Origin of the sequence: Flavobacterium sp. CFBP9031, from assembly GCF_034044945.1 — a bacterium.
In the GTDB taxonomy this organism is placed as follows: Bacteria; Bacteroidota; Bacteroidia; order Flavobacteriales; family Flavobacteriaceae; genus Flavobacterium.
Window position 1 is genome coordinate 199,743 of record NZ_JAXCWF010000012.1, and the last position, 16,048, is coordinate 215,790.

At 33.4% G+C, this 16,048-nt stretch carries 15 protein-coding genes; 8 read left to right on the top strand and 7 right to left on the bottom strand.

Going from position 1 to position 16,048, the window contains the following annotated elements; all coding sequences use genetic code 11:
- Nucleotides 1-79 precede the first annotated feature (79 nt).
- The 6 genes from SOM12_RS19515 to SOM12_RS19540 all read left to right on the top strand — a co-directional run bounded on the left by SOM12_RS19515 (nucleotide 80) and on the right by SOM12_RS19540 (nucleotide 4,385).
- Nucleotides 80-910, top strand: a complete 831-nt coding sequence (locus SOM12_RS19515; protein ID WP_320494990.1) for a Cof-type HAD-IIB family hydrolase — start codon at nucleotides 80-82, stop codon at nucleotides 908-910.
- A gap of 114 nt (nucleotides 911-1,024) precedes the next feature.
- Nucleotides 1,025-1,618, top strand: coding sequence for a hypothetical protein (locus tag SOM12_RS19520; protein WP_095930010.1), 594 nt, complete (start codon nucleotides 1,025-1,027; stop codon nucleotides 1,616-1,618).
- 91 nt (nucleotides 1,619-1,709) lie between these two features.
- Nucleotides 1,710-2,663: a phosphoribosylaminoimidazolesuccinocarboxamide synthase gene (locus tag SOM12_RS19525; RefSeq protein WP_320494991.1), complete on the top strand. Its 954-nt coding sequence runs from the start codon at nucleotides 1,710-1,712 to the stop codon at nucleotides 2,661-2,663.
- A gap of 31 nt (nucleotides 2,664-2,694) precedes the next feature.
- A complete protein-coding gene (locus SOM12_RS19530; RefSeq protein WP_320494992.1) occupies nucleotides 2,695-3,087 on the top strand; it encodes a glycosyl hydrolase in 393 nt (130 codons plus the stop codon).
- Complete coding sequence (locus tag SOM12_RS19535; protein WP_320494993.1) at nucleotides 3,029-3,832, top strand: glycoside hydrolase family 26 protein; 804 nt, start codon at nucleotides 3,029-3,031, stop codon at nucleotides 3,830-3,832. Before SOM12_RS19530 ends, SOM12_RS19535 begins: the two co-directional genes overlap by 59 nt.
- A 154-nt stretch (nucleotides 3,833-3,986) precedes the next feature.
- Nucleotides 3,987-4,385 carry an ankyrin repeat domain-containing protein gene (locus SOM12_RS19540; protein WP_320494994.1) on the top strand — a complete coding sequence of 133 codons (399 nt, stop codon included), beginning with the start codon at nucleotides 3,987-3,989 and terminating at the stop codon, nucleotides 4,383-4,385.
- A 62-nt stretch (nucleotides 4,386-4,447) separates the two neighbouring features.
- On the opposite strand, the gene SOM12_RS19545 is transcribed toward SOM12_RS19540, so the two are convergent.
- The gene (locus tag SOM12_RS19545) at nucleotides 4,448-4,984 is read right to left on the bottom strand and encodes an SRPBCC family protein (protein ID WP_320494995.1); all 537 of its coding nucleotides are present in this window, start codon (nucleotides 4,982-4,984) and stop codon (nucleotides 4,448-4,450) included.
- A 385-nt stretch (nucleotides 4,985-5,369) separates the two neighbouring features.
- Here SOM12_RS19545 and SOM12_RS19550 point away from each other — a divergent pair, with 385 nt between their 5' ends.
- Nucleotides 5,370-5,750 (top strand): ankyrin repeat domain-containing protein, encoded by a 381-nt coding sequence (locus tag SOM12_RS19550; protein ID WP_250837538.1) that lies wholly within the window; start codon nucleotides 5,370-5,372, stop codon nucleotides 5,748-5,750.
- 164 nt (nucleotides 5,751-5,914) lie between these two features.
- On the opposite strand, the gene SOM12_RS19555 is transcribed toward SOM12_RS19550, so the two are convergent.
- The 6 genes from SOM12_RS19555 to SOM12_RS19580 form a co-directional block, all read right to left on the bottom strand.
- The gene (locus SOM12_RS19555; protein ID WP_320494998.1) at nucleotides 5,915-9,013 is read right to left on the bottom strand and encodes a CusA/CzcA family heavy metal efflux RND transporter; all 3,099 of its coding nucleotides are present in this window, start codon (nucleotides 9,011-9,013) and stop codon (nucleotides 5,915-5,917) included.
- A 4-nt stretch (nucleotides 9,014-9,017) separates the two neighbouring features.
- Nucleotides 9,018-10,103 carry an efflux RND transporter periplasmic adaptor subunit gene (locus SOM12_RS19560; protein ID WP_095930003.1) on the bottom strand — a complete coding sequence of 362 codons (1,086 nt, stop codon included), beginning with the start codon at nucleotides 10,101-10,103 and terminating at the stop codon, nucleotides 9,018-9,020.
- 12 nt (nucleotides 10,104-10,115) lie between these two features.
- Nucleotides 10,116-11,363, bottom strand: coding sequence for a TolC family protein (locus tag SOM12_RS19565; protein WP_320494999.1), 1,248 nt, complete (start codon nucleotides 11,361-11,363; stop codon nucleotides 10,116-10,118).
- An 84-nt stretch (nucleotides 11,364-11,447) separates the two neighbouring features.
- Complete coding sequence (locus SOM12_RS19570) at nucleotides 11,448-12,809, bottom strand: HAMP domain-containing sensor histidine kinase (RefSeq protein WP_320495000.1); 1,362 nt, start codon at nucleotides 12,807-12,809, stop codon at nucleotides 11,448-11,450.
- The gene (locus SOM12_RS19575) at nucleotides 12,806-13,486 is read right to left on the bottom strand and encodes a response regulator transcription factor (RefSeq protein WP_320495001.1); all 681 of its coding nucleotides are present in this window, start codon (nucleotides 13,484-13,486) and stop codon (nucleotides 12,806-12,808) included. The genes SOM12_RS19570 and SOM12_RS19575 overlap by 4 nt, the downstream gene beginning before the upstream one ends.
- A 65-nt stretch (nucleotides 13,487-13,551) precedes the next feature.
- The gene (locus SOM12_RS19580) at nucleotides 13,552-14,640 is read right to left on the bottom strand and encodes a M42 family metallopeptidase (protein WP_320495002.1); all 1,089 of its coding nucleotides are present in this window, start codon (nucleotides 14,638-14,640) and stop codon (nucleotides 13,552-13,554) included.
- A gap of 81 nt (nucleotides 14,641-14,721) precedes the next feature.
- Here SOM12_RS19580 and SOM12_RS19585 point away from each other — a divergent pair, with 81 nt between their 5' ends.
- On the top strand, nucleotides 14,722-15,402 hold the full coding sequence (locus SOM12_RS19585) for a DUF4294 domain-containing protein (protein ID WP_095929998.1): 681 nt from the start codon (nucleotides 14,722-14,724) through the stop codon (nucleotides 15,400-15,402).
- Nucleotides 15,403-16,048: the final 646 nt, after the last annotated feature.

The window sequence follows — 16,048 nt, forward strand, 5'->3', positions numbered from 1 at the left end:
TTGGCTTTCAAAGCCTGTAATCTTTGTCTAACCGAGCTTAAAGCCGTAAATTTGCAATTCTAAATATTGGAATATTAATATGACAAAACTTAAAAATATAAAAGTTGTAGTAAGTGACCTTGACGGAACTTTACTCAACCCACAACACAGAATTTCAGATTACACCAAATCAATTTTTCAAGAACTTCACAATCAAGGTTATTTGATTGTTGTAGCTACAGGCCGTCATCACCTTGATGCCATGGCTATTATCGAAACACTTGCGGTACCGGTTTATTTGGTAAGTTCGAACGGAGGTAGAATTCATTCGCCAGATAAAGAAGAACTTTTTGCTTTTAATTTGGACAGCGATGTGGTGAAAGCGGCATTAAATATCGAAATCGATCCAGATGTTACCGTTGTGTTATTTAAGGAAAACGTGTGGCAGACTAATAAATGGAATGAGAGATTAAACTCTTTTCAAGCCGAATTAAAATATCGTCCAGAATTAGTAGATTACAAAACTATAGACGATTTCAAGGCAATTAAAATCTTCTTTTCATGCGATAATCACGAGAAATTGGTAAAAGTGAGAGATGCTGTTTTAGCCAATTCTTCAGAGCATTTGCATCATGCTTTTAGTTTGCCAACTTGTTTAGAATTTATGGACAAATCGGTAGATAAAGCGGTTGCTATTGCAAAAGTGTTAGAAAAAGAAGGATTTACGATGGAACAAGCGGTTTCGTTTGGCGATGGTTTTAACGACTTGCAAATGTTGTCTGCTACCGGAAGAGGATTAATTATGGGGAACGCTCCTTCAATTTTAAAAGATGCTTTGCCAGATTTAGAAGTAATTCAAACCAATGCAGAAGACGGAGTTGCAAAATATATTGCCTCTAAAATTTTAGATAAAGAGTTTGCAACAACTTAATTCAGAATGTTTTATGTTCATTTTGTTGCTGAATATTAAATAATAAGTTATTTTTATAAGAGCTAATTCGCAAAGAGTTAGCTCTTATTTTTTTAACCTTAATTTGTTTTAACAATGAAAAGATTTTTACTTCAAGTTGAACGAAATTGTATTTCGGGAGCATTGGTTTTATTACCGCTTTTAGTTTTTTTTATTTTGTTAGAAAAAGTTTGGAAGTTCTTTCAGAATTATGGAGAAAAATTTGCGCACTTTCTTCGTTTAGATCTGGTATTAGGGAAATATGCAACTGATATTGCTGGCGGGATTATTTTAATTGCTCTTATTTATTTCAGCGGTTTTTTAATGCGATTATCTCTCTTAAAAAGATTTACAAAGTGGGTAGATGAGAAATTAATGATCTTTCTGCCAGGTTATGAAAAGAATAAAAAAGAAGCAGAAGAAAAGTTATTAAAGCGAAATAGTAAACCAAAACCAGTTACAGACTTGCCGGTTTTGTTTAAAAATGGAAATTTCTGGCAACCGGCCCATTTAATTGAGGAAGATGAAATGGGAAATGCCGTAATTTTTTTGCCCAATGCACCAGCGCATAACGAAGGGCAAATTTTAATTGTACAATCAGGAGATTTTAAAAAGTTGCCACAAACGACAATTTCTAGTTTAGACGAGTCAATAAAATCTTTTGGCAAAGGAATTTTAAGCTTTAAATAAATCAGTTAAAATTGAAGTAATATTTTCTTTGTTTGCTCTGCCAAATAGTTTTAAATTTGCATTCATTAAAAACAACACAACCAAAAGGATAATGAGCAACACAATCACAACTACAGATTTTAATTTCCCGAATCAGAAATCAGTTTACCGCGGAAAAGTTAGAGAAGTTTATAATATTAATGATGAACTTTTAGTAATGGTGGCAACAGATAGACTTTCGGCTTTTGATGTAGTTTTGCCAAAAGGAATTCCGTATAAAGGACAAATCCTAAATCAGATTGCAACAAAATTTATGGAATTGACGCAAGATATCGTTCCAAACTGGCTGATTGCAACTCCAGATCCAAACGTTGCTGTTGGGCATTTATGTGAACCTTTTAAGGTAGAAATGGTAATTCGCGGTTATTTATCTGGTCATGCAGCTCGCGAATATGCTGCGGGTAGAAAACAAATCTGCGGTGTTACTATGGCTGAAGGCTTAAAAGAAAACGATAAATTTCCAGAACCAATTATTACACCAACTACAAAAGCAGATAATGGTTCTCATGACGAAGATATTTCTCGTGAAGATATTTTAGCAAAAGGAATTGTTTCTGAAGAAGATTATTTGGTTTTAGAAAAATATACTCGTGCTTTATTTCAAAGAGGAACTGAAATCGCTGCAAAACGCGGATTGATTTTAGTGGATACAAAATATGAGTTCGGAAAAACAAAAGACGGTGTTATTGTTTTAATTGACGAAATCCATACTCCAGATTCTTCGCGTTATTTCTACGCTGATGGATATGCTGAAAGACAGGCTAATGGAGAGGAGCAGAAACAATTATCTAAAGAATTTGTTCGCCGTTGGTTGATCGAAAATGGTTTTCAAGGTCAGGAAGGACAGCAAATTCCGAATATGACAGACGAATATATCGAGTCTGTTTCTGAGAGATATATCGAATTATTTGAGAATATTTTAGGAGAAAAATTTGTAAAAGCTGATATTGACAATATTGATCAACGTATTGAAAAAAACGTATTAGATTACCTTTCTTCAAAATAGTAATTTCGGGTTTAAACTAACTATTTAAGCCATGAAATTTATAACCCAAAAAAATGCCCTGCTATTTGTATGTTTTACAGCAGGGCATTTTCTTTTTGCGCAGATTGATAAAAATGCGACAAAGGAAACTAAAAACTTATATCAGAATCTTAAAACTATTTCCGAAAAGCATATTCTTTTCGGGCATCAGCACGCGCTTGAATATGGACATGGATGGAGTAATGAGCCTAATCGTTCAGATGTAAAATCGGTTACGGGTTCGCATCCTGCCATTGTTGGGATTGATTTTAGTGATTTTTCTGGTCGTTCCAAAGACCAAATTGAAAAGACTAAAGATTTATTGCGAAAAAATGTAATCGATACGTATGAAAGAGGCGGAATTACAACTGTTTCTTGGCATTTTAATAATCCATCCAGCTTCTGAAGGAGGATTTTATTGGAAAGAAGGAATTTCAGCTGCTTCCATGTCTTTGATAAAGCCCGGAGGTTCTCATCATGAGGAATACAAAGAGATTTTAAAAACTATTGCCGATTTTGCACATTCTGTTAAAGCAAAAGATGGAAAACTTTCCCCGATGATTTTCAGGCCCTTTCACGAATTTGATGGCGATTGGTTTTGGTGGGGGAGAACGCATACTTCTCGAGAAGATTTTATTGCGGTTTGGCAGTTTACGGTTTCTTATTTAAGAGATACTTTGGGAGTTCATAATTTTATTTATGCTTTTTCTCCTGATAATAAATTTAATTCTGAAGCAGAATATTTAGAGCGTTATCCAGGTGATGAATTTGTTGATATGCTTGGCATGGATGATTATGGAGATTTTGGAAGAAATGGCAAATACGATCTAGATGCTGGACTAAGAAAACTTAAAATATTTTCTGATTTGGCTATAAAAAAGAAAAAATTAGCTGCATTTACAGAAACTGGACTAGAATCAATTCCTAATGAAAAGTGGTGGACAGAAGTTTTACTTAAAACTTTAAAATCCCAAAATCTGCAATTGGCTTATGTTTTAGTTTGGAGAAACGATGTTACAAGTCCAACGCATTATTATGCGCCTTTTCCGGGACAAGTAAGCGAAAAAGATTTTATAAAATTCTATGATGATCCTTTTACTTTATTTGAAAAGGATTTGAAGAACATTTACAGCAAGAAATTTAAGATTTAGTCTATTCTTCAACAAATTAAGAACGCAATTTAGGTCAAACTAAATTGCGTTTTTTTATTTTTTTGAAATAATCATGCAACCTTCTCGAGTTTTAAGTCGTCTAACTAGTAAATCATCATCATCATCATCATCAATCATTTAACAAACAATCATCATGAAAAAATCAGTTGTTATTTTAGGATTATTTTTCCTTTTTGGAAATGTTTCAATTGCATCAAATTCGGCATTTGCAGTTAAAAATCAAGTAGAATTTTCAGTTTATGGAAAATCTCCGTTACATCTCGCCATTAGCAAAGGCGATTTTGAAGCCGTTAAGAAGTTCGTTTTGTATGGCACCAATGTCAATAAAATGGAAAATAATATGACGCCATTAATGGTTGCCGCAAGATTTAACCATTGCGACATTATCAAATTATTACTTGCCAACGGAGCAGATTCGTCAATCGAAAACTCACACGGTTTAACCGCTTTGAATTATGCAGAGTACGCCAAATCATCAGACTCTATTACTATTTTAAAGACGCTAAAAGAAAATCGTAAGAATAGTAAATAGAAAAAGAAAAGTGCAATTCAAAAAAACGGAATTGCACTTTTTTATTTTAAAATGATAAAGTGTTATTCCATTTTCTCTTTTAAATTTTCTAGACCTTTTTGCAGATCGTTTCCAATCATTTGATCCATTTTTAGCATCGGAAGCATAATATTTGTTGGATAAGGAATTACACCGCTGATTCCCCATTTTACTTTTGTCTGATTTTCCGAAACTGGGTCGGTAGACATAAATCCAACTGCGGTATCTTCCATAGGTTTTTTAAAACGAAGAGCAAAATCCAGACGTCTATTTTCTGTTATTTTCGTGATTTCTTGTTCTCCAACTCCAACTTCTTTTACATTGCTTTCCCAAGAAGATACAGCGCCTACTGCGCCATCAGTACCTTTATAAGTAATCCTTATTTTTGGATCCCTATTGGGCCAAACACTAAACTCATTTTGGTTCTTTAAGGATCTAACATATTTAAAAATACTATCGGCAGGTTTGTTGATCGTAATTTCTCTTTCAACCGAATATTCTTTTGGCATAAAGTAGGCAGCAATTAAAACAATCGAAATGAATAAAATTAAAATAACTAGTAATCTTTTAATGAAAATCATGGTTTTTTTGTTTTTAAGGTTAGTGTTTTTTGGATAGATTTTTTTGCTAAACAAAGAACTATAGGGCTTTTAGATTGAAACGCTATCTTTTTGATTTTTAATCCCATAGTAAATTTAAAAAATTATTTGAAAGTTTGAAATGAAGGGGTTTGCAAAAAAGATTAAAAATAAATAAGATTTATTGTAACATTTTCTTTTTTATATAGTCTATTATAGTAAAACCATTAATTTGGTAACGTTTGGGTTCTTTAATTATCGTATTATTAAGTAACTGTTAAGAATTGGTTAAAACATGGTACTTTGTAATGCATAATACTATAAAATGAATTACTTTTACATCAGAAATTAAAATCATCAATAATCAATTAATAAACAATCAATCATTATGAAAAAATCAGTTATTTATTTAGGACTAGCCTTGGTAGCATTTGGAAATGTAGCAATGGCTTCAAACGGAGTTTCAACTGTTAAAAATCCAATTGAACGTACAGGTTATACAGCAAACCCTTTAAATGTTGCTATTAGCAAAGGAGATATTGAAACAGTTAAGAAATTTATTGAGTACGGAGCAGATGTAAATTTAATTTCAGAAGATCTTACTCCATTAATGACAGCTGCACGTTATAACAAATTTGAAATCATTAAAGTTTTATTGGCAAATGGCGCAAAAGCTAGTGCAAAAAATGAAAATGGTTTTACTGCATTGAAATATGCAGAATTATCAAATGCTTCAGAATCTATTGCGATTTTGAAAGATTTGAAATAACAGTATAAAAAAGTTTTGAGTTAGTAGAAAAAAAGACCTTTGTGAGCAGAAGGTCTTTTTTTTGTTTTAGAAAGAACTCTAAAACAAAAAAGCATCATTATAAAAATGATGCTTCTTCTTTTTTAAATCCCAACAAATTGATTTAAAACTAAATATTTTGATTGCTATTCTATTGGCACATCTTTTTTTCTATTGAATACCCAGAATAAAATTGGGAATACTAATAAAGTTAAGACTGTAGCCGTCATTAAGCCACCGATAATTACAATAGCCAGTGGTTTTTGAGATTCTGAACCAATTCCTGTAGAAATTGCAGCGGGCATAAGACCAATAGAAGCCATTAAGGCAGTCATAACTACAGCTCTTGTTCTAGCTTTTACTCCTCTAAAAATAGATTCTTCGAGTGAGAATTTTGCTTTCAGATTATGATGGAATTCAGAAATCAGAATAACTCCATTTTGAATACAAATTCCTAAAAGAGCAATAAATCCAACTCCAGCAGAAATTCCGAAATTCATTCCTGTAATATGAAGCGCAATGATTCCGCCAATAATGGCAAATGGAACGTTGGCAAGAACAAGAAGAGAATCCTTAAAGTTTCCAAACAAAATAAATAAAAGAACAAAAATTCCAATTAAACTTATCGGTACCACTTGTGCTAAACGAGCACTGGCACGAACTTGATTTTCAAATTCTCCTGTCCAACCTGTTGTGTAACCTGCAGGAAGTTTCAATTTATTTACTTTTGATTGTGCTTCAGCAATGGTACTTCCTAAATCTCGATCACGAACAGAAAATTTAACTCCTATAAAACGCTTGGTATTATCTCTGTAAATAAATGCCGGACCTGTAATGGTTTTGATGTCGCAAATTTCTTTTAAAGGAATTTTGATTCCGTTAATCGTTGGAACTTTAATTTCTTCCAAATCTTTTTCGTCTTTTCTATATTCTTTTGAAAAACGAACACGAACATCAAATTTTTTCTCATCCTCGTATTTTTCAGTTGCTGTTTTTCCTCCAAAAGCTAATTCTAAAACCGCTTGAGCATCACTTAAAGTTACTCCGTAAGCTGCCATTTTTTCTCGATCAAGAATAACGCTTATTTCTGGCTGACCAACATTTCTTAAAATACCAGCATCTTTAATACCTGGAATATTTTTAATCTGTGCCAAAACTTCATTTGCGAGCTGATCCAATTTATTCAAATCATCGCCATAAATTTTAACCGCATTTGATGCTTTAAATCCCGCTACCGATTCTGCAACGTTATCAATTACAGGTTGCGAGTAATTGTAGGTTATCCCTTGGTGAACTTTTAGTTTTTCATCCATTTCATTAATCAAATCGTCCATAGAGATTTTACGTTTCCATTCTTTTTGCGGAATTAAGTCTACTTGCAGCTGAATAAACCCAAAACCATTTGGATCGGTTCCGTCATTGCTTCGTCCAGTTTGCGATAATACCTTTTTTACCTCTGGAAAACTTTCTAAGTCTTTTCTAATTATTGCCGCTGTTTTAACACTTTCGGGAAGAGAAGTACTCATTGGTAATTCGGCAGTAACCCATAATGCACCCTCATTTAATTGAGGTAAAAATTCTGTTCCTAAGAAACCTGCAGAAAAGAAAACCCCAACTAGTAACGCCGTAGAGGCAATTAGAGTTTGTACTTTATGCTTGAATGTCCATGCAAAACCTTTAGAAACAATTCGATCCCAAAAATTAACAAACGGATTGTGTTTTTCTTTTACATTTTTATTCAATAAAATATGCGAAAGAACAGGTACTAAAGTTAGTGTAAATATAAGGGCTCCCAACAATGCAAAGCCTAATGTAAAGGCTAGGGGAGAGAACATTTTTCCTTCTACTTTCTGGAACGAGAAGATAGGAAGCAAAGCCGTGATAATGATTAACTTTGAAAAGAAAATGGCTTTACCCATTTCAGTTCCTGTTCTTTTGATCAAGCTTCCTTTGGCAATTTTATTAAATTTCTCCATGCCCAATTGATGCGCTCGATGATCTAAAACTACAAATAATCCTTCGACCATTACAACGGCTCCATCAATGATAATTCCGAAATCGACAGCACCTAAACTTAATAAGTTGGCGCTCATTCCCATCATTTTAAGACATAAAAAAGCAAATAATAAAGAAAGTGGAATTACAATTGAAACTGTAAAAGTAGTTCTCCAGTCAGCCATAAATAAGAATACCACAACCGTAACCAGAATAATACCTTCAAATAAGTTGTGCATTACTGTTTCGGTCGTAAAATTCATCAGATTATCACGATCGTAGAAAGTTTCAATTTTAATATCTTTTGGCAAGACATTATCATTTAGATCTTTGATTTTTGCTTTTATAAGGGCAAGTGTTTCTTGAGGGTTTTCACCTTTTCTCATTACTACAATTCCTTCAACGGCATCGTCATTATCTCCAAGACCGGTCTGACCAACTCTTGGCATTGAACTTTCATAAACTTCTGCTAGATTTTTAACTAAAATTGGATTTCCGCCAGCATCATCAACAATAATATTTCCAATATCTGCCTTTGATTTTAATAAACCAACACCGCGAACAACAAAAGCTTGTCCGTTTTTTTCAATAACATCACCTCCCACGTTTAAGTTTCCAGCATTTACCGCATTATAAACTTGTAGTGGCGTAATATTATATTTGGCTAGTTTAATCGGATCAACTCCAACTTCGTATGTTTTAGTTTGTCCACCAAATACATTTAGATCGGCAACACCAGGAAGAGAACGAAGCTGTTTATCAATTACCCAGTTTTGGTATGTCAATAATTCTCTACTATCTCTACTGTTGCTTTTTACAATATATCTAAAAATTTCTCCTGTTGGGCCATAAGGTGGCTGAACATCTGGTTCTACATCATCGGGAAGTGAAACATTCTTCAATAAATTGTTTACTTGGAAACGGGCAAAAGTATCATCTACGCCATCGTCAAAAATAATTTTTATAACCGATAAGCCAAACATGGTAATGCTTCGAACGCTTGTTTTCTTTTGAACTGAGTTCATCGCAATTTCAATTGGAGAGGTTACAAAACGCTCTACCTCTTCAGCACTTTTTCCATTCCATTGCGTGATTATGATGATCTGTGTATTGGTAACATCTGGGAAAGCATCGATAGGCATATTTTTGAATGAAATAAATCCAGCAACAGCCAATAATCCTACCCAAAAGAAGGTAAATGCTTTATTCTTTAAAGAGAAAGCAATAATGTTTTTTATGAATTTGTTCATGTTCTTAGTTGTTTAAAGCACCATAAATAAATAGCTGATTGTTTGTGATTACTTTTTCATTCTCCTTTAATCCGCTTGAAATGTAAGTAGTATCACCAACAACTCTGTAAACTTCTACTTGTCTTGTTTCTATATTATTACGGTCTTTGAATACCACAACAAAGTTTTTACTTTTATCAAAAACAATTGCTTTACTCGGCACGGCTATCATAGATTGATTTTCGTTGAAAGACAATTTAATATTAGCATTCATATCTGGCTTAAGCATATAATCTGGATTGCTTAGTTTGATTCTAGCCTGCATTGCTTTAGTTTCTGGATCAATTACATTGTAGATTTTGTCTACTTTTCCTTGAAATACTCTATCTGGATAGCTTAAAGTAGTTACAGCGGCAGAAGTTCCTAACTTTACTTTATTAATGTCGATTTCATTAATATTGGCCATTGCCCAAACTTCACTAATTTCTGCAATATCAAATATGTTTTCAGAACGGTCGTTACGCAAAAGCATATCTTGATTAATGCTTTTTTGAATTATAAAACCGCTTATAGGTGCGGTTACTTCGTAAATAGATCCCGCTTTGATATTGTAAATTTTATAAGTCTCTTGAATCTTGCTTAATTGCGACTGCGCTTTATTTACTTCAGATTTCGCTTGGAGAACATCGCTTTCAGAATTTAGTTTACCATCAAACAATTCTTGAGCAACTTTTAAATTATTCTTCGCAACAAGCAAATCACTTTTAGCATCTATAGCTTGTTTTTCAAAATCGGCTACATCGGTACTTTTTATTGTCGCAAGAACTTGTCCTTTTTTTACATAATCCCCAAGTTCAACATTTACCTTCATAACATTTCCACCAACTAGCGGGTAAACATCAATCATTTTATTGTTGTCAGCAGTAATTTTTCCGTAAAAACTAAGTTCATTTTTCAAGGGCTGAGTTTTAGCTTCGGCTGTTGTAGTGCTTTTTAGCATAGTATTACTTAAAACAAAAGACGTATTTGTTTCAGGATTCTCTACTTGTTTTTTGCAACCTGTTAGAGATAGACTTGCAATTGCGATTCCTATGAATAATGTATGTTTCATTTCTTTACTGTTTTAAAATAAATCTTTGTTAATGGTACTATTTAATTCTTCGCCGGCGATTACTACTTTTTTCTTTAATTCGTTTAACTGAATTATGGCCTGATTGTAGCTTTCCATAAAATCGGTAAATTCTAAAAGGCTTACATTTCGTTTCTGAAAATTGGTAAGCATTCCATTGTAAACGGCTTCAAAGTCTGAGTTTACCGTTGGCTTAATCACACTGTAGTTTTGTCTCGATTCATCCCATTTTGTCCAAGCCGAAGTAATTTCAGTTTGAAGTTGCAGTTCAAAATTCTGTTTTTCAACCTTAGATTGTTCTAAAATAGTTTGGGCATACTTAATGTTTCCTTTGTTCTTATTCCATAACGGCAACGGAATCCCAACACTAACATTGGCTTCATTGTTAAAAGCCCCGCTTCGCTGATCATAATTGGCTCCTAAAGTAAGATCTGGAATCGCAAGTGATTTCTGCCATTTTACATTCAATTCATTAGCTTCAATCTCTTTTTGTTTTGCTAAATAATCAGGTCGATTTGCAATGGCTTGTTCTTCAAAGCTTTTAAGGTCAAAAGGAATAACTTTTAAATATTTATTCGAATCGTCTTTGCTAACAGAAGGAATTACATTTTCAGTTTCATTCAACAGCAGTTTCAAATTAGCTTGTTCATCTATATTGTTGTTTATTACTTCCAATCGGTCATTTTTAAAGTTGAGATACAACGATTGCAAACGAACAACATCCTTTAATGGAATATTCCCTTTTTGAGCTTGAACGGAATAAGAATTGATCAAATTTTCGATATGAGCTAACTGTTTATCAGTGTTTTCAAGGTTTTTGGTATTGTAATAAACGGTGTAAAAGCTTTTACGCAACTGTAGTTTTAAAGTGCGCAATAAATCATTGAATGAAAGTTCTGCCAATTGCGCATTGGTTTGTGCAAGTTTGATTTCATTACGCTTTTTACCCCCAAGATAAATAAGTTGCTCAATGCCAAATACTTTTTGACCCTCTTTGCCAATGTCAAAAAACTTATCTCTTTCTGGGTTGTATGCATTCAGTTCGGCTGTTATTACGGGGTTTTCCCAAATGCGAGCCTGAATGGCTAGAGCTTTTGAAGCATCGATGTTATATTGCGATGCCAGCAAGAATAAATTCTTTTTTAAAAATTGGCTTTCACAGTCCTGAAGAGTGACTGTTTTTTGCGCTATTGCAGTCTGATTCAAAACTGCAAATAACAGCAATGCGAATAACTTTTTCATTGTATTGATTTTGAGTTATACAAATATGCTATCAACAGGCTTTAGGGAAGCTTAAAATCTACCTTAAAAATAGCTTAAAAAAGTTTACAATTCGAAAAATAATTGAAATAAATTCGTGTTAATATCTGGGGTTGAGTAGGTTATGTTAGCTTTGTGAACCGTCAGAATACGATGAACAATTCTTAAGCCAAGTCCAAAGCCAGAAGTTCTTTTTGAATTTTGCCCACGCATAAAAGGCTCAAAAAGATTTTTTTGTTCTTCTTCGTTTAAAGTGTCTCCGGTATTCGAAACGGAAATGATAAGATGGTAATGGTCAGTGCTTATTTTTACTTTTGCCTGTTTATTGTCCGAATAGATGTAGGCATTTTTTAAGATATTAGTTAAAGCAATTTCCAAAAGATTTTTGTTTCCTTTTATTTCCAAAGCAGTATCCAGATCGTCACTTTCTTCCATTTCAAAAAGAATAACAAAATCGGGAAATGTTTTGTTGATTTTTTCTATTGAAGAGAATAAAATTTCATCTAGACGCTGAATTTCGATGTTTTCTGTATTTCTATTGTCAATTTTTGAAAGAATAAGCAACGAATTAATTAGTTCGCCCAAATGATTAACATCAGCCAATATGTTTTTAAGGAAAGAATTATTCTTCGGTTTTAGATCTGGATCGGCAATAGCGTTTTCAATCTGAGAAGTCATTCTAGAAAGCGGTGTTCTTAATTCATGTGAGGCATGAGCGGTAAATTCCTTCTGTTTTTGATACGAAACTTCAATTCGATCCATCATAAAATTAAACTCATCAGCAAGCAGATCGACTTCATTTTTGGTGCTGTTGGATGCAATTCTGGTATCGAGATTATTTTCGTTAATGTTTTTTATTTTTTGATGAAAAGCAAGAAGCGGATTCATCGCTTTTCTAACCATAAAAGAGGTTAATAGCCAGCAGATCGTAGTAAAGAAAATATATGAAACAACTAATGTGTACCTTAAAAAAAGTAATTTCTTTTTTCCATAATCATCAGTTGCTGATATCAAAGCATAAAAGTCCTTGTCGTTTGTATCATAAAAAACGCCATAGACTTCATAATCTCCTTGTTGTTTAAAAAAAGTTTTATTCTTTTTTAAATATTTCAAGTCTTCAACAGACCAATTAATTTTGGCATCGTCAATACTGCTATAGATTAGCTTATAATTAGAATCGAAAACTAAGGTTTTCTCGTCATATAGTTTATTGATAGAATTTTGATCTATTATTTTTAAAAGCTGGTTATCGATCTGTTTGACATTCACCAATAATTTGATGTTGGATAAAGCTTTAATTTCTAATCGATCGCGGAACTCTTCTTTTCTATAATTAGAATACAAAATGAATATCACTGTAGATGCCAGCCCGAAAAGGATGGTAAACAGTAAACTTACTAAAAGGGATATTCTATTTTTTAATGTCATTCTTGATCGCTTAGATAATAGCCGTAGCCAACCTTAGTACGTATAAGTTTTATTTCGTGATCCTTGTCTATTTTCTTTCTCAAAAAGTTAATGTAAACTTCAATGGTATTTTGATTAGTTTCAATATGATAGTCCCAAAGTTTTTCAGCAATAAATTGTTTCGAAAGCACTTTTCCTTTGGCATGAGCCAAAATTAGAATCAACTTAAATTCTTTCGGAGTAAGTTTAATTTCTTCATTAGATCTAAAAACTTTCATATCTTCTTCAAAAATTTCTAAATCTTTGATTGCAATTTTGCTTTCTATCTGTTGCGGAACTTCCTTTCGTCTTAAAAGAGATTGTACTCTAGCGTATAATTCTTCAAAATGAAATGGTTTAACTAAATAATCATCTGCGCCACTATCAAAAGAAGATAGTTTATCTTCGATTTCACTAAAAGCAGTCAGCATGATTATTGGCGTTTTATTATCTATTTTACGAATGCCTTTGCAAACTTCTATTCCGTTTAATCCAGGGACATTGATGTCAAGAATAATCAAATCGTATTCGTACGGAAAATATTTCTTCAGCAATAAAGAACCATCATAATAAGGAACACACTCGAACTTCTTAGAGGTAAAGAATGCTGAGATTTCTTTAGACAAAGTAAAATCGTCTTCGAGTAGTAGTATTTTCATTCTTGAAGGAAATTTATAAATTCGGCCATTTTGAGAAACAGCCGAATTTAATATAAGGTATTGTTTTAATTGAAATAAGAGAACGTCTCATTGTTCTCAATTTTCTGTAATGACTCATAAATCAATTGAATAACATTTTCAACATCCTCTCTATGAACCATTTCTACAGTTGTATGCATGTATCGCAAAGGAAGCGAAATCAATGCAGAAGGAACACCTCCATTACTGTAAGCAAAAGCATCAGTATCTGTACCTGTTGCACGAGAAGTAGCATGTCTCTGAAAAGGGATTTTGTTTTCTTCGGCAGTTTCTACAATCAAATCGCGAAGTTTATTCTGAATAGCAGGAGAGTACCCAATAACAGGACCTTTCCCCATTTTAAGGTCGCCTTCCACTTTTTTATCAATCATTGGAGTAGTGGTGTCATGGCAAACATCGGTAACAATGGCAACATTTGGTTTTATTCTGTGTGCGATCATCTCGGCACCGCGAAGACCAATTTCCTCCTGAACAGAATTTACAATATATAAACCAAAAGGAAGGGTTTTATTGTTTTCTTTTAATAAACGAGCCACTTCAGCAATCATAAAACCGCCCATTCTATTGTCGATCGCACGGCAGACAAATTTGTTTTCGTTCAAAATCATAAATTCATCCGGATAAGTAATAACACATCCAACATGAACGCCTAAAGCTTCAACTTGCTCTTTATTTTCGCAACCTAAATCAATAAAAATATTACTTAATTTAGGAATCTCTTCCTTGTCGCGCAAACGAGTATGAATTGCAGGCCATCCAAAAACACCTTTAACGATTCCATTTTTAGTATGAATATTGACTCTTTTAGAAGGAGCAATCTGATGATCAGAACCACCATTTCTAATAACATATATTAAACCATCTTCCGTAATATAATTTACATACCACGAAATTTCATCAGCATGTCCCTCAATAACCACTTTATAGGGCGCGTCAGGATTGATTACTCCAACAGCAGTTCCATAAGTATCCGTTATAAAAGTGTCAACATAAGGTTTCAAATACTCCATCCAAAGTTTCTGGCCTTCACTTTCGTAACCAGTAGGAGAAGCGTTATTTAGGTAGCTTTCTAAGAATGCTATAGAAGTCTCATTTAAGATAGAATTTGTGCTCATAAAAATATTTTTCTGCTAAAATATAAATTTGGTATTAGAGTTGTGTATAAATATATAATTTTACACTTAAATTATGATTCAATGAGATTAACCACCTTTTTATTTATACTCTTAGTTTGTTTTTCTTCTAAAGCCCAAGTTACTCCCAAAGAGAACGAACAAATGGGATATATATTAACAGAGAAAGATTCTATTTTAGGCGACACCATTCAACTGCCAGAAATAATTATTTCAAAAGGACAGAAGATGAGTCCAGAAGAAATGAAACAATTTCAAATTCTTCAAAATAGAGTTTATAAAGTTTATCCTTATGCAAAATTGGCTGCAGAGCGATTAACGGCATTGAATAACGGAATGGCGCGTTTGAAAACCAACCGTGAAAAAAAGAAGTATTTCAAAATTGTAGAAGATTATCTAAATAATGAATTCGAAGAAAGGCTTAAAAAACTTTCTAGAAAACAAGGACAGATTTTAGTAAAGCTAGTCCATCGCCAAACAGGAATTACAACGTATGAACTCATAAAAACACTAAAAAGCGGATTCAAAGCCTTCGTTTCGAATACAACTGCCAATTTGTTTGACATTAGTTTAAAAGAAGAATACAAACCCTACGATGTAAATGAAGACTATTTGATAGAAACCATTTTGGTAAGAGCATTTGAGTCTGGCAGATTAGCAAATCAAAAGCCAGCCAATCCATTAGATTATGAAGATCTAGCCGAAAAATGGCAGCAAAAAGCAAAAGATCTAAACAAGAAATAAGTATACATATATATAAGGTATATAAACCCGACAGTTTTTTAAAATCTGTCGGGTTTGTTTTTGTACATATATATAAGTAGAAAATTTAGATTGTCTGGCTGAGCGAAGTCGAAGCCTTTTATACAATAATATAATAAGGAGCTGTTTCCCGCTATCCGCTCCAATCTTTTGTGCCGAACCCCGGCACAAAAGGATTTCCGCTTCTATCGGGGCTAGGGCACCGTTTTCAGAGGCGGCTTGAAGGGAAAAGAGCGGGTTTTGGAAGGGGGAGAAGGAAAAGCTTGGCGTCTCAGCGCCTTTGCGGGATTAAAAACGGAAGATGTCGGCTTTTGAAAACATGGAATTTCTTCAAAAAATGGGCTTAAAGGCTGAAAACCCCATAAAAAGCGAATGCTGAAACGGGCGTAAAATGCCAAAACAGCGGGGCTGCAGAGAAAAAACCTACAAGACTTCAAAAAAGTTTATGCTGTAAACGGCGAGTTATTAGAATGTTAAGAAAAACATGGAAAAAATATCAAAAAAACTCTTTGAAAAAGCTTGCGTAAGCGGAAAAAGGTTCTACTTTTGCACCCGCAACAGCGAAGGCGTTCATCGAAATACTGGCAGGAAAGGAGAATCAGACGGAAAGAAATTTTCAAAAAAAAGA

Excerpts from the sequence above, each read along its gene's own strand:
- SOM12_RS19545 (WP_320494995.1), bottom strand. The coding sequence starts at position 4,984 with ATGATTTTCATTAAAAGATTACTAGTTATTTTAATTTTATTCATTTCG.
- SOM12_RS19530 (WP_320494992.1), top strand. The coding sequence starts at position 2,695 with ATGAAATTTATAACCCAAAAAAATGCCCTGCTATTTGTATGTTTTACA.
- SOM12_RS19565 (WP_320494999.1), bottom strand. The coding sequence starts at position 11,363 with ATGAAAAAGTTATTCGCATTGCTGTTATTTGCAGTTTTGAATCAGACT.
- SOM12_RS19525 (WP_320494991.1), top strand. The coding sequence starts at position 1,710 with ATGAGCAACACAATCACAACTACAGATTTTAATTTCCCGAATCAGAAA.
- SOM12_RS19585 (WP_095929998.1), top strand. The coding sequence starts at position 14,722 with ATGAGATTAACCACCTTTTTATTTATACTCTTAGTTTGTTTTTCTTCT.
- SOM12_RS19535 (WP_320494993.1), top strand. The coding sequence starts at position 3,029 with ATGAAAGAGGCGGAATTACAACTGTTTCTTGGCATTTTAATAATCCAT.
- SOM12_RS19560 (WP_095930003.1), bottom strand. The coding sequence starts at position 10,103 with ATGAAACATACATTATTCATAGGAATCGCAATTGCAAGTCTATCTCTA.
- SOM12_RS19540 (WP_320494994.1), top strand. The coding sequence starts at position 3,987 with ATGAAAAAATCAGTTGTTATTTTAGGATTATTTTTCCTTTTTGGAAAT.
- SOM12_RS19515 (WP_320494990.1), top strand. The coding sequence starts at position 80 with ATGACAAAACTTAAAAATATAAAAGTTGTAGTAAGTGACCTTGACGGA.
- SOM12_RS19520 (WP_095930010.1), top strand. The coding sequence starts at position 1,025 with ATGAAAAGATTTTTACTTCAAGTTGAACGAAATTGTATTTCGGGAGCA.
- SOM12_RS19575 (WP_320495001.1), bottom strand. The coding sequence starts at position 13,486 with ATGAAAATACTACTACTCGAAGACGATTTTACTTTGTCTAAAGAAATC.
- SOM12_RS19555 (WP_320494998.1), bottom strand. The coding sequence starts at position 9,013 with ATGAACAAATTCATAAAAAACATTATTGCTTTCTCTTTAAAGAATAAA.
- SOM12_RS19580 (WP_320495002.1), bottom strand. The coding sequence starts at position 14,640 with ATGAGCACAAATTCTATCTTAAATGAGACTTCTATAGCATTCTTAGAA.
- SOM12_RS19550 (WP_250837538.1), top strand. The coding sequence starts at position 5,370 with ATGAAAAAATCAGTTATTTATTTAGGACTAGCCTTGGTAGCATTTGGA.
- SOM12_RS19570 (WP_320495000.1), bottom strand. The coding sequence starts at position 12,809 with ATGACATTAAAAAATAGAATATCCCTTTTAGTAAGTTTACTGTTTACC.